The sequence below is a fragment of the Phenylobacterium sp. genome (genome assembly GCF_031412415.1).
Classification (GTDB): domain Bacteria; phylum Pseudomonadota; class Alphaproteobacteria; order Caulobacterales; family Caulobacteraceae; genus Phenylobacterium.
The window spans coordinates 1-11,705 of sequence record NZ_JANOCX010000150.1; the positions used below are offsets into that span (position 1 = coordinate 1).

10 protein-coding genes and 2 pseudogenes are annotated in these 11,705 nt (G+C 68.1%); 4 read left to right on the forward strand and 8 right to left on the reverse strand.

Features of this window, described 5'->3' with window-relative positions:
- The 5 genes and pseudogenes from RMO04_RS07210 to glpK all read right to left on the reverse strand — a co-directional run.
- Positions 1-2,274: pseudogene (locus tag RMO04_RS07210) on the reverse strand (efflux RND transporter permease subunit); the annotation flags it as partial.
- A complete protein-coding gene (locus RMO04_RS07215) occupies positions 2,274-3,479 on the reverse strand; it encodes an efflux RND transporter periplasmic adaptor subunit (protein WP_309644107.1) in 1,206 nt (401 codons plus the stop codon). The pseudogene RMO04_RS07210 and the gene RMO04_RS07215, both read right to left, overlap by 1 nt.
- A 247-nt stretch (positions 3,480-3,726) precedes the next feature.
- Entirely contained in the window at positions 3,727-4,497 is a 771-nt protein-coding gene (locus tag RMO04_RS07220; RefSeq protein ID WP_309644108.1) for a class II aldolase/adducin family protein, read from the reverse strand.
- 106 nt (positions 4,498-4,603) lie between these two features.
- Positions 4,604-4,798 carry a hypothetical protein gene (locus RMO04_RS07225; protein ID WP_309644109.1) on the reverse strand — a complete coding sequence of 65 codons (195 nt, stop codon included), beginning with the start codon at positions 4,796-4,798 and terminating at the stop codon, positions 4,604-4,606.
- 60 nt (positions 4,799-4,858) lie between these two features.
- A complete protein-coding gene (glpK, locus tag RMO04_RS07230; RefSeq protein ID WP_309644110.1) occupies positions 4,859-6,355 on the reverse strand; it encodes a glycerol kinase GlpK in 1,497 nt (498 codons plus the stop codon).
- 124 nt (positions 6,356-6,479) lie between these two features.
- Here glpK and RMO04_RS07235 point away from each other — a divergent pair, with 124 nt between their 5' ends.
- The 3 genes from RMO04_RS07235 (at position 6,480) to RMO04_RS07245 (ending at position 8,962) form a co-directional block, all read left to right on the forward strand.
- Positions 6,480-7,586 (forward strand): DUF2336 domain-containing protein, encoded by a 1,107-nt coding sequence (locus RMO04_RS07235; RefSeq protein WP_309644111.1) that lies wholly within the window; start codon positions 6,480-6,482, stop codon positions 7,584-7,586.
- Between the two features lie 33 nt (positions 7,587-7,619).
- The gene (locus tag RMO04_RS07240; protein WP_309644112.1) at positions 7,620-8,402 is read left to right on the forward strand and encodes an NAD kinase; all 783 of its coding nucleotides are present in this window, start codon (positions 7,620-7,622) and stop codon (positions 8,400-8,402) included.
- A gap of 77 nt (positions 8,403-8,479) precedes the next feature.
- Positions 8,480-8,962, forward strand: a complete 483-nt coding sequence (locus tag RMO04_RS07245; protein ID WP_309644113.1) for an Hpt domain-containing protein — start codon at positions 8,480-8,482, stop codon at positions 8,960-8,962.
- Here the strand turns inward: RMO04_RS07245 and RMO04_RS07250 are convergent, their stop codons facing one another.
- The 3 genes from RMO04_RS07250 to RMO04_RS07260 are packed head-to-tail and all read right to left on the reverse strand — an operon-like array spanning position 8,963 to position 11,230.
- A complete protein-coding gene (locus tag RMO04_RS07250) occupies positions 8,963-9,253 on the reverse strand; it encodes a hypothetical protein (protein WP_309644114.1) in 291 nt (96 codons plus the stop codon). It abuts the gene before it with no gap.
- Position 9,254: 1 nt separating this feature from the next.
- Entirely contained in the window at positions 9,255-10,025 is a 771-nt protein-coding gene (locus RMO04_RS07255; protein WP_309644115.1) for an NUDIX hydrolase, read from the reverse strand.
- Positions 10,026-10,081: 56 nt separating this feature from the next.
- Positions 10,082-11,230 (reverse strand): DUF2336 domain-containing protein, encoded by a 1,149-nt coding sequence (locus RMO04_RS07260; RefSeq protein WP_309644116.1) that lies wholly within the window; start codon positions 11,228-11,230, stop codon positions 10,082-10,084.
- A 163-nt stretch (positions 11,231-11,393) separates the two neighbouring features.
- Here RMO04_RS07260 and RMO04_RS07265 point away from each other — a divergent pair.
- Positions 11,394-11,705, forward strand: a pseudogene (locus tag RMO04_RS07265) (response regulator); the annotation flags it as partial.

Genomic DNA, 11,705 nt, shown 5'->3' on the forward strand with positions numbered 1-11,705 from the left:
CCAGGTATCGACCCCCCGCCTGGGCCCCGCCCCCGTGGCTCGGGGCATTTTCGCGATCTATCTCGACCCGCCCGGGGGGGCGGGTCGGCTCTTCGCCCGGGCGCGCGCGCGCCAGGCCGGGGTTGTTCTGAGCCGCGGTCAGGAGAGGCTGGATCCACCGTTCGATATCGGCGTACTCGTTGCCGACCACGATCAGGTCGACGCCGCCTCCCCCGCCACCGCCGCCGCCGCCGCCGCCGCGCTGGAGGCCGCCGCGCACCGAGGCGATGGCCCGCACCGACGTGATCGACGAGAATTCCCGGTTCAACTGCGCGGCCAGCTCATTCGAGGTGATCCCGGCGTCGTCGGCGAGCGCCGCGTTGCCGCCGGCGGTGTTGAACGAGTTGTTGCCGAAACGCGGCGCCGACAGGATGTAGCGCTGAATGACGCCTTCCTCCAGCAAGCCCAGGAGGCGCGCCTCGACCTGCTTGGTGGCGACCTGGACATAGTCATAGCCTGCGCCTTCGGGGCCGTTGATGCTCAATTCGACCCGTCCTCGATCTTCGTCCGGAACCAGTTCGCGCGGCAAGACAGTGAAGAGCCCGAAAGCGCCCAGAGCCAGGATCAGCACGAGACCGCCCGTCGCGATCGAGGCGATGCGGCGACCGAGCAGCCATTCCAGCGAGGCGTGGTAGGAATTCCGCAGCCGGGTCATGCCGGCGTCCACGCGCTGGGCGACGAAGCCCTGGCCGTGGGCCGGCCGCAGGAGCTTGGACGCCAGCATTGGAGAGAGGCTGAGCGCCAGCACGGCTGAGAAGGCGACAGCCGCGGCGATAGCGACCGCCAATTCGACGAACAGCTTGCCGATGTAGCCGGGTAGGAACATCAGCGGCGCGAAGACGGAGATCAGCACGATCGTCGTGGCCACGACGGCGAAGAACACCTGCCGCGCGCCGCGTTGCGCCGCGACGATGGGTGGCTCCCCGTCGTCGATGCGTCGCTGGATGTTCTCCACCACCACGATGGCGTCATCGACCACCAGGCCGATGGCCAGAACCAGGGCCAGCAGGGTGAGCAGGTTGAGCGAGAAACCCAGCGGCGCCAGGACGATGAAGGTCGAGAGGATGCAGATGGGCGCCACGACCGACGGGATCAGGGCCGCGCGCCAGGTGCCGAGGAAGATGTAGTTCACCAGGGCCACCAGGACGAGCGAGATGCCCATGGTGATCCAGACTTCCTCGATGGCGTGCTTGGTGAAGACCGTGAAGTCCACGGCCACTTCCAGCTTCGTGCCCTTCGGCAGCGACTTGTTGATCTCTGGAAGTTCGGCTCGGACGCCTTCGGAGATCTCCAGGTCGTTGGCCTGGGACTGGCGAGTGATCGCGATGCCGACCTGCTCGCGGCCGTTCGAGCGGAACATGCGCCGCCGTTCGTCGGGGCCTTCCTCGACACGGGCGATGTCGCCCAGACGGGTGACGTACTCGGCGCCGGGCGCGGCGGTGACGGCGGCGTTCGCCGTGGCGCCCGTCGTCGCGGTGGCGGCGGCACGGGCCGAGGCCGAAGTGACCGGCAGGTCGGCGAACTGCGCGGGCGTCGAGTAGCCCCGGGCCACGCGGATGGTGAAGTCCTTGGAGGGCGCCTCCAGCGAACCGGCGGGAAGCTCCAGGTTCTGGGCGTTGAGCGCGGTCTCGACGTCGTCGACCGTGATGCCGCGGGCCGCCATGGCGTCGGCGTCGAGCCCGATGCGCATCGAGTAGAGCTGGCTGCCGCCCACTCCGACCGCCGCCACGCCGGGCACGGTGGAGAAGCGCTCGACCAGATAGCGGTTGGCGTAGTCGGATAACTGCAGGCGGTTCAGCGTCGTGGAGTTGAAGCTGATGAAGATGATTGGCTGGGCGTCGGCGTTGGCCTTGGCGATCTGCGGCGGATCGGCCTGCAGCGGTAGGTTGGCCGAGACGCGGCTGACCGCGTCGCGCACGTCGTTGGCTGCATCGTCCAGGTCGCGGTCCAGGCGGAACGAGATGTTGATCCGCGACTGGCCGTCCCGCGACGAGGAGTTGACGCGGTCGATCCCCTGAATGCCGGAAACCTGGCGCTCGATGACCTCGGTGATGCGCTCCTCGACCACCTCGGCCGACGCGCCGCGATAGGTTGTCTGGATGGACACCACCGGCGGATCGACGCTGGCAGTTCGCGCACGGTGAGCGAGGCGAACGACGCCAGGCCGATCACGCAGAGGATGATCGCGGCGACCGCCGCGAACACCGGCCTGCGGACGGAGATGTCCGAGAGCATCATGGCGCCGGCCGAGCGCCGGCCGCGCGCGCTCCGCCTTGGCCACCGGCGGGACGGGTCGCGTCAACAGCGCGAACGGCCTGGCCGGGTTGAAGCTTGTTCAGGCCGTCGGCCACCAGCCGGTCACCCGACGCCAGGCCGTCCAGGATCTCCACGAATCCGTCCTGACGGACGCCCGTGCGGACCGGCCGCTGCTCGGCGGTGGTGCGCTCGCCCTGTTTGGACACGACGTAGACGAAAGCTCCGTCGCCCTGGACCGAAAGCGCGGCTTCGGGAATGGCCAGGCCCTGGCGCTCGCCGCGCGCGATGGCGACGCGCATCATCATGCCGGGCTTCAGCCGGCGACCGGGGTTGGGAAACTCGGCGCGCGCGGTGATCGACCGCGTGCGTTCGTCGATGCGGGTGTCCAGCTTGGCGATGCGGCCCTGAATGGTCTCGCCCGGATAGGCGTCGGCCTTGGCGGAGATCGCCTGGCCCTCGCGCAGGGACGACAGGTAGCGATCAGGCACCTCGAAATCGACGCGGACGGCGCTGGTGTCATCCAGGGTGACGATGGGAGAGCCCGGGTTGATCAGCGCGCCGGGGGCCAGATCGGAGAGACCCACCACACCGGCGAAGGGCGCGCGGATGGTGCGGTCGGCGCGCCGGGCCTGTGCGGCCTGCACGTCGGCGCGGGCGGCAAGATAGGTGGCCTCGCGCTGATCGAGAGCGGTCTTGGAGGCGAAACCCTGGGCCGAGAGGGTCTTCCAGCGATCGTAGTCACGCTGCGCCTGAACCAGGCGGGCCTGGGCCTGGGCCAGCCCCGCGTTCTGCTCCGTGTCCTTGAGCTCGACCAGGACCGCGCCGCGCGCGACCGCCTGGCCGTCGGTGAACAGCACCCGCTCCACCAGTTGGGTGGCCGCCGCGGTCAGGGTGACGGACTGGCGGCCCTTGGCGACGCCGATCACATCGATGGAATCGACGAACACCTTGGATTGGACCACCGCCACGCTAACCGGGGCCGGTCCGCCCATGCCGCCAGGGCCGCCGCCGCCGCGTTTGCCCGCTGGACCGCCCTGCCCGCCGCCCTTCTGCGCCGCCATGGCCGCGCCGGGCGGACCGCCGGGGCCGGCCTTCTTTCCGAGGGTCAACTTCCATCCGCCGGCCACGACCATGAGGACGAGAACCACGATGGCGCCGACGAGGAAGAAGTGGCGTCTGATCAAGCTGCTAGAACTCCGAGCGCCCCGGAGTAGAGGCGGCGTGATTGGCGATAGCCGCCGGTCTTATGGCGTCCACATAGGCGCCGTCCAGTGACAGAACGATGGCTCTGCGTGTCGATGTTGAAATAGTGCGCGATGCTCCGTGCAACTACGTCAAGCACTGCGTTGCGGATGCCGACTTTTCTCGAAGACGCAAAGAAAATGGGCGCCCGATCGGGGCGCCCATCTCTCGGTTAGACTTGAGTTCGCGTCAGGCATCGTAGCCCGGCAGCGCGCGATCAAGCTGACGCAGGGCGCCGGGCCAGGCGAGCTTGCCGCCAAGGCCACGCGACATCTGCATCTGAACCTCGTCCTGGGCATGCTGCGGCGCGAACAGCACGTTCTCACGCCCGGCCGAAAGGGCTAGGACCTGCTGCTTGCAGGCGCGTTCCAGATAGAACATGCGAATCCAGCAATCGGCGGCGCTCTCGCCCACCGCCAAGGTGCCGTGATTGCGTAGCAGCATGACGTGCTTGTCGCCGATGTCGGCCACCAAGCGTTCGCGTTCGTCGAGGTTGAGCGCGATGCCCTCATAGTCGTGATAGGCCAGCATGGTCCGCACGATCAGTGCATGCTGCGCCAGCGGCAACAGGCCCTCGGACTGGGCCGAGACGGCCACGCCCTGATCGGTGTGCAGGTGCATGACGAAGTGGGCGTCCTCCCGAGCGGCGTGGATCGCCGAGTGGATCGTGAACCCCGCCGGATTGATGAAGTACGGGGTCTCCTGGAGGATGTTACCGTCCAGGTCGATCTTCACCAGCGACGAGGCCGTGATCTCGCCGAAGTACATGCCGTAGGGATTGATCAGGAAGTGGTGCTCAGGCCCCGGGATGCGGGCTGAGATGTGCGTGTAGATCGCATCGTCCCAACCGTGCAGGGCCACCAGGCGGTACAGGGCCGCGAGATCGACGCGAGCCTGCCACTCCTCGGCGCTGACCTTTCCCTTGAGCGAATTCACGCCCGCGAGCGAACCATCGGCCATGGTGGCCTCCCTTTGCGTCTGATCTATTTGCGCCAGGGTCGCGCCGCGGGGTCCTAGCGTCAAGGCGCCGCGTCAAACAGACGTTCGAATGGATCTGCTCGGCGAGCTACTCGCCGCCTTTGGCGCCCGTTTCGCGCCGCGCGCGCTCAAGCTCTGCGCCCTCTGGACCGTCGAGCGCCTCTTCGGCCTCCTTGGCCTTCTGCTCGACCGGACCGTTCCTGGCGAAGTCTTCCTGTTCCTTCCGGAACCGTCGGGCGGCGTCGTAGTCGCCCTCGCCCTGAATCTTGTCGTCGTCGGCCATGATCGCCTCCTGCCTCGTCTATCAGGAGAAAGTTCGGCGCGGCGGAACGGTTCCCCAGCCTCAGCCGGTCCGCACCCGCGCCACGGCGTCCAGCCACCGGGCATAGGCCTGCTCGCGGCCATGGCCGTCCAGTTTCGGTTCGAAGCGTTCGGTTTGCGCGCGCGCCGCGGTGGCCTCCTCGGCGTCGGCGTAGATGCCGGCCCCGATCCCCGCGAACAAGGCCGCGCCCAGCGCCGTCATCTCCTGGAAGGTCACCCGACCCACGGCGACGCCGGTCAGGTCGGCCAGACGCTGGCTGAACCACTTGCTGCGGGCCATGCCGCCGTCGATCCTCAATTCCACCTGAGCCCCGAACGCGCCGGGCGCATCGGCCCGCATGGCCTCGATCAGGTCGCGGGTCTGCAGGGCGCAGGCGTCGAAGGCGGCCTCGGCGATCTCGGCCACGCCGGTATCCCGCGTCAGGCCGAAGATCGCGCCACGTGCGCCCGCGTCCCACCACGGCGCCCCAAGCCCGGTGAAGGCCGGGACCATCACGACGCCGTGGTCTTCCTTCGCCGTCTGAGCGAGAGTTTCCACCCCAGAGCCGCCGCCTGCCACGCCGAGACCCTCGTTGACCCACTGCAGAGCCGCGCCGGCGATGAAGATCGAGCCTTCGAGGGCATAGGTCGCCCGGCCCTTCAGTCGCGCCGCCACCGTGGTGAGCAGGCGCGAGCGCGACGGCGCAAGGTGCTCGCCCGTATTGACGAGCATGAAACAGCCGGTTCCGTAGGTGGCTTTCATCTCGCCGGCCCGAATGCACCCCTGGCCCATCAGCGCGGCCTGCTGGTCGCCGGCCACGCCACGGATGGGAACCGCAGCCCCCAGCAGGTCGGGCGACGTCGTTCCATAGTCGTCGGCGCAGTCCAGCACCTTGGGCAACAGCACCGCCGGGACATCCAGCATGTCGAGCATGTCGCCGGACCAGTCCTGGGCCTTCAGGTCGAACAGGAGGGTCCGCGAGGCGTTGGTGGCGTCGGTGGCATGGACGGCGCCGCCGGTCAGCTTCCAGATCACCCAGGTGTCCATGGTGCCGACCAGCAGTTCGCCGGCCTGTGCGCGCGCCCGCGCGCCAGGGACCTCGCCCAGCAGCCAGGCGATCTTCGTGCCCGAGAAGTAGGGGTCCAGCAGCAGGCCGGTGATGCTGGTCACCTTGGGCTCCAGCCCCGCGGCCCGCAGGCGCTCGCAGGTCGGCGCGGTGCGCCGGTCCTGCCAGACGATGGCCTTGTGGATCGGCTTGCCGGTGACCTTGTCCCAGATCACCACGGTCTCGCGCTGGTTGGTCACCCCGATCGCCGTGACCTCGGCCATGGTCCTGCCGGCCTTCTCCACCGCCGCTCGCAGCACCTCGACACAGGTCTCGAAGATCTGCTCGGCGTCGTGCTCGACCCAGCCGTCCTGCGGGTAGAACTGCTCCAGCGGCCGGCCGGCGTCCGCCAGCGGCTGGCCCTTGGCGTCGAACAGGATCGCGCGGGTCGAGGTCGTGCCCTGGTCCAGGGCCAATATCAGCGGATCGGCCATCCTCGCCTCGCTCCCTTCGCGCCCGCGCCCCTCTGGGGCCTTCATGGTCAGCGCGTTCTAACCATGTTTTCATCGCTACCGAGCAGATTCGCCAGCTTGGGCGCCTGGAGTTCCGAATTTGAGCGTGGCCGCGAAAGCCGAAGAGATTCTGGGGCTGGCCCGCAGCCGGACCCCTGCTGACCGCGAACGCCTGTTGCTGGCCGTCGCCGACCTCTGCGACGCCAGCGAAGCTGGTCGCTCGGTTATGAAGTCCGGGCCGATCCAGGCTCTGCTCAACGCCATCTTCATGGACCTGGTCGTCGAGGCCGAGCGCGACATCCGTCTGCGCCTGGCCGACAAGTTGGCCGACGCCGACTGGGCGCCGCCGGCCCTGATCAATGTTCTGGCCCTCGACGACATCGAGATCGCCCGCCCGATCATCGCCGCCAGCCCGGTGCTGCGCGATCACGACCTGGTCCGCATCTTGGTCGAGGCCACCGTCGAGCATCAGATCGAGGTCGCGCGGCGTCCCAATCTCGGTCCGCCTGTGATCGCCGCGATCCTACAGCAGCAGGAGCCTGCCGTGCTTACCGCCCTGGCCGGCAACTTCACCGCCCAGGTCAACAGTCACGACATGGGCCGGATGGTCGCCGCGTCCGAGCGGATCGTCGCGCTGCGCTCGCCGCTCTCCCACCACCCTGCCCTGACCGACGACCTCGCCCGGCAGCTCTACATTTGGGTGGGCCAGGCCATGCGACAGGCCCTAGTCGGCCGTTTCCGCCTGGACGCCGCGGCCCTGGACGCCGCGCTCGGAGCCTCGGTCCGCGAGGCCCACGGCGGATTGTTGTCTGGGCCGGCCGCACCACGCGAGGCTGAACGCGAAGAGATGGAAGAGCAGTTGCTGTCAAAGCTGAAGGGAGCTGGCCAGCTCAGGCCCGGCTACCTGCTGCGCGCGCTTCGGGAGGGCAAGCTCTCGCTGTTCGTGGGCGGGTTGGCGACCTTGGGCGGCTTCGATCACGACCAGGTCCGCCGCGCGCTGGACTCCGAGCGGCCAGAACTGCTCGCCCTGGCCTGCGCCTCGGTGGATATCGACCGCAGCGTCTTCCCGACCATTCTCGATCTGGTGCGAGAGTTGAACGGCGGTCGCCCGGGCGGCGGGGCCGAGGCCGCCCGGCGCGCAGGCGGCGCCTTTGGCCCGTTCGGCCCGGCGGTGGCGGGCGCCGCTTTCCGCCAGGCGCTCTCGCCCGGTTGACGAAATCCGCGATCCAGGGGCTTTTGGCGCCCGATGTTCAAACCCGAGCCCTTCGTCACCCGCCTGGCCTTCACCGCCAGCGACCGGCCCGAGGCCCAGGAGGCGCGTGAGGCGCTGATCGCCCGTTATGGTCAGGCGGCCCCCGGTGAGGCTCAGACGATCGTGGCGCTGGGCGGCGACGGCTTCATGCTGGAAACCTTGCACGAGAACCTGTCCAGCCAGACGCCGATCTACGGCATGAACCGCGGCTCGGTCGGCTTCTTGATGAATGAGTATAGCGAGGACGACCTGCTGGAGCGGATCAACGCCGCCGAACGCGCCGTCATCCACCCGCTGACCATGGTGGCGGTGGACGCCGCCGGCCAGCGACACGAGGCGATCGCCATCAACGAGGTCAGCCTGCTGCGCCAGACCCGCCAGACCGCCAAGCTGCGTATCTCCATCGACGGCAAGCTTCGGCTCGGGGAGTTGTCCTGCGACGGCGCCCTTGTGGCGACCCCGGCGGGATCGACGGCCTACAACCTCTCGGCGCACGGACCGATCATCCCATTGGACGCGAGGGTGTTGGCCCTGACCCCGATCAGCGCCTTCCGGCCCCGTCGTTGGCGGGGCGCGCTTCTGGCCCACACAGCGCGTGTGACCTTCGAGATCATGGAGGCCGACAAGCGCCCGGTCAGCGCCGTCGCCGACAACTTCGAGGTGCGCGACGTGCTCGAAGTCCACATCGCGGAGGACCGCGATGTGGCGCTGCAGATGCTTTTCGACGCGGGACGCAGCCTGGAAGAACGCGTGCTGGCCGAACAGTTTTCTGTTTGACCCCCGTGGGTTGCCTACTCCATTCGTTGTTAACGGATGCGACCTAATCTGGGCGAGACTGTTTAGGAGGCCCCGTCGTGAGCCAGCAGAATTCGGGTCAGGTCATCCCTGTGTCCAACAACCTTCGTCTGAAGGTCGGCGGGCGCTTCGGCTCGATCGATCCCAGCGCCATCGCCAAGGCTGAAGCCGCGCTGAAGAGCCTTTCGGGGAACTTTGCGCAATGGCTCTCCGACGAAGTCGTCAAGCTGGACGCCGCCCGACAGAAGGTGCGCGCCGAGGGCGTCTCGCCCGAAACCATGGAAACGCTCTATCTCCGCGCGCACGATCTAAAGGGCCTGGGCACCACTTACGAGTTCCCGCTGATCACGCGGATCGGAGCCTCGCTGTGCCGGCTGATCGACGACAAGGACAAGCGCCTGACGGTGTCGATCACCTTGATCGACGCCCATATCGACGCGATCAAGGCCGCCGTGCGCGACGACATCAAGACCGATGAGCATCCGGTCGGCAAGATCCTGGTCGAAGAGCTCGAGCGCAAGGTCGCCCAAGCCGGCGCCTGATCACTCGGCGGCCAACCCGGCCGGGACCATGGCCGCGTAGGCCGCTCGGCAGTCTTCCTGCTCGCGGGCCTTCCAGGCCTGATGATTGGCGCTCTGCCCCGCATCCCCATAGGCGATGGCTGCTAGCTTCGCCTTGACGCACATATCCAACGCGCTTCCGCCGCGCCGCGCCGTCTCGTATGCGCTCAACGCCTCCTGGATGCGGCTGGCATGGGCGCGTTCGGCCTGGCCCGACGCCAGAGAACCGCACCCCGCCAGCAGAACCGTCGATGCGAACATCGCCGCGCGCATGTCACATCACGTTGGACAGGGGTTCGGCCACCACGCCATAGCCGGCGTCCGGCGGCAGGACCAAGACCTTGCCGCCCGGACCGTCCTGGATCTGCGGCTCGACGGTGACCAGGGCGCGGGCCTTGGCGCGGGCGATGCAGTCGCCAGCGGTGCTCGCCTCCGCCAGGAGCTGGACGTTCATGCGGGTCGGGAAGATCACCTTGCGCTCGCCAGCGGCGGCCAAGCGCAGCACCTCCCTTGGCTCGATCCACTCGGCGTCCACGGTCTCGCGCCCATCGCAGGCGGCAAGCTGGTCGGCGGGGGCGTCGGCCACGTAGAACCAGGTGTCGAACCGCTTGGGCGTCAGCGGCGGGGTTATCCAGCGCGCGAAAACCGTCAGGGCGTTGAGGTCGAGCCGAACGCCCAGGTCCTTCACGACGTCAAGGAAAGCGGTCTCGCCGAGGTCGACCGCGCGGCGCACGTCCATGGGACAGGCCTCGCCGCCGATCGGCGAGCCATCCAGCCGTTCTCCGAACAGGATGCCGGCCTCCTCGAACACCTCGCGGATCGCCGCGATCCGAAGAGCCCGCTGATCGGCGTCGAAATCGCTCCAGCCAAGAACGTGGTCGGCCCAGGCCGGATCTTGGTCGCCGGCGTGGCTCTTGCCGCCCGGGAATACCAGCGCGCCAGAGGCGAAGTCGATCTGGTGGTGGCGTTTGACCATCAGCACCTCGAACGTCGGTGCGTCGCGCAGCAGCAGGATGGTGGCGGCGGGCTTGATGTCGTCGGTCATGACGCCAGCTTGAAAGCCCCGGCGCCTGTAGGCAAGGCTAACCCTAGGTCACGCGCTCAGGCGCTCTGAGCTTCTCGGAACGACCTGCGGGTCTCGCTGGAGATGCGATCCATCTTCTCCATCAGATAGTCGACGTCCTCGCGGGCGGCGGCCGTCGGTTGGGTGAGGAAGCGTTGCAGCATCTTTTCCTGGAACCGCTCGCGGTCGCGGGCGCCGCCGTCGAACTCCATGGAGTGGAACGTGTCCACGCCGGATCGGAAGGCGGGATAGAGCCGGGCCGGTAGGCCTGCGCGTTCATAGATGGCGCGCAAGCCCAGCGGCCCCGCGTCGTGGATCATCAACCAGGTGCGGTGGTGCGGCACGCCGGCCAGTTCGGCCAGGCCCCACTCCAGGAAGGTCATATGGCCGTGCGCCATGCCCCGCAGCAGCAGCGAGGCGGTCAGGCGGTCATTCTTTCCCAAATGGGAGACGAAGGCCTTCATGTCGCTGGCGCGACCGGCCTGGTCGACCAGGTCGATGGTCGCGCGCTCCCTGGCGCCCATGGCGATCTGCAGCGCCAGTTCGGGCGAGACCGCGTGATGGTTCAGCAGGTGGTCGCGGACCGCCTCGCCGACCATGTCGATCAGCCGCTCGGTCACCGAGACCGGGAGAGCGTCGCGATAGGCCACGGCCGACAGGACCCGCTCGGACTGTTCGAATCGTTCGATCACCTTCTGCAGGGTCTGCTCGGCGAAGTCGGCGTTGTCGTTGGCGCAGGCGGCCTCGACGGCACGCTCCACCCCATGCTCGACGATGGCGGCCGTGACGGTCTGGGAGACGCGGGGCCGCTTGGCGATCACCACCTGGCGAACCGGTCCGCCGATACGCACGATCTCAGCCAGATCCTCGTCGGTGAAGACCGGCGATGCGCCCAGCATCGGCAGGGCCACGCTCTCCACGTCGCGGGCAAGTCGCAGGGCCACGTCACGCGGGACGACCGAGGAGTTCTTCAAGGTGACGGCCACGGCCCGACGCACCAGTTCGGCGGCGTCGGCGGCCATGACCCGCAGGATCTCGTGGGCTTGGGCACGGTCTTCGTCGGTCAAGGTCGAGGTGTCGATGGTCCGGCACAACCTGTGCGCGGCCACGGCCCGCTCATCGGGCGTCGCGCCCTTCACGAGCGTGCGAATATCGTCGTCCGTCAGTGCCGCGCGCGTGGTCGCCATGACCGCCTCACCCCAGTTCGGAACCGAAGGCTCCGACGTCCATCATCTCTGGTTAGGCTTAATGATCGGTTGCCCTGGAAGATGTGGATTAACGATCTCCCGTAACCCCTCGCCAACCCTGCTGCGCCTAGAGTCGGAGTTCGTCGCCGCGGAGCTCGATTTGATGATTGTCCCGACCGAGCAACCGCAGGCGCGCGGCGTCCACTCGGTGACCCAACAGGCGTTGGACGCTCAGACGGGGCTCCTCCCCTACGCGCTGGCGGTATTCTCGGTCAGCCTCCCAGCCTATGTCTGGGCGGGTTCGCACGCCCCCAACGCCGGCTGGATGAGCGGCACGTTCACGATCTTCGCGGTGGCCTGGGGACTATTCTACGCCGTCCTCAACTGGCTCAAGAACCCTGAGTTCAAAACCAATTTCGCCTTGCGCGGCAAGGTGCAGATCTTGAGCGGCCTGCTGTGGGCCGCGGGCGTCGCT

Bases quoted from the DNA above. Each gene is read 5' to 3' on its own strand.
- RMO04_RS07220 (WP_309644108.1), bottom strand. From the start codon at position 4,497: ATGGCCGATGGTTCGCTCGCGGGCGTGAATTCGCTCAAGGGAAAGGTC.
- RMO04_RS07225 (WP_309644109.1), bottom strand. From the start codon at position 4,798: ATGGCCGACGACGACAAGATTCAGGGCGAGGGCGACTACGACGCCGCC.
- RMO04_RS07240 (WP_309644112.1), top strand. From the start codon at position 7,620: ATGTTCAAACCCGAGCCCTTCGTCACCCGCCTGGCCTTCACCGCCAGC.
- RMO04_RS07255 (WP_309644115.1), bottom strand. From the start codon at position 10,025: ATGACCGACGACATCAAGCCCGCCGCCACCATCCTGCTGCTGCGCGAC.
- glpK (WP_309644110.1), bottom strand. From the start codon at position 6,355: ATGGCCGATCCGCTGATATTGGCCCTGGACCAGGGCACGACCTCGACC.
- RMO04_RS07260 (WP_309644116.1), bottom strand. From the start codon at position 11,230: ATGGCGACCACGCGCGCGGCACTGACGGACGACGATATTCGCACGCTC.
- RMO04_RS07250 (WP_309644114.1), bottom strand. From the start codon at position 9,253: ATGCGCGCGGCGATGTTCGCATCGACGGTTCTGCTGGCGGGGTGCGGT.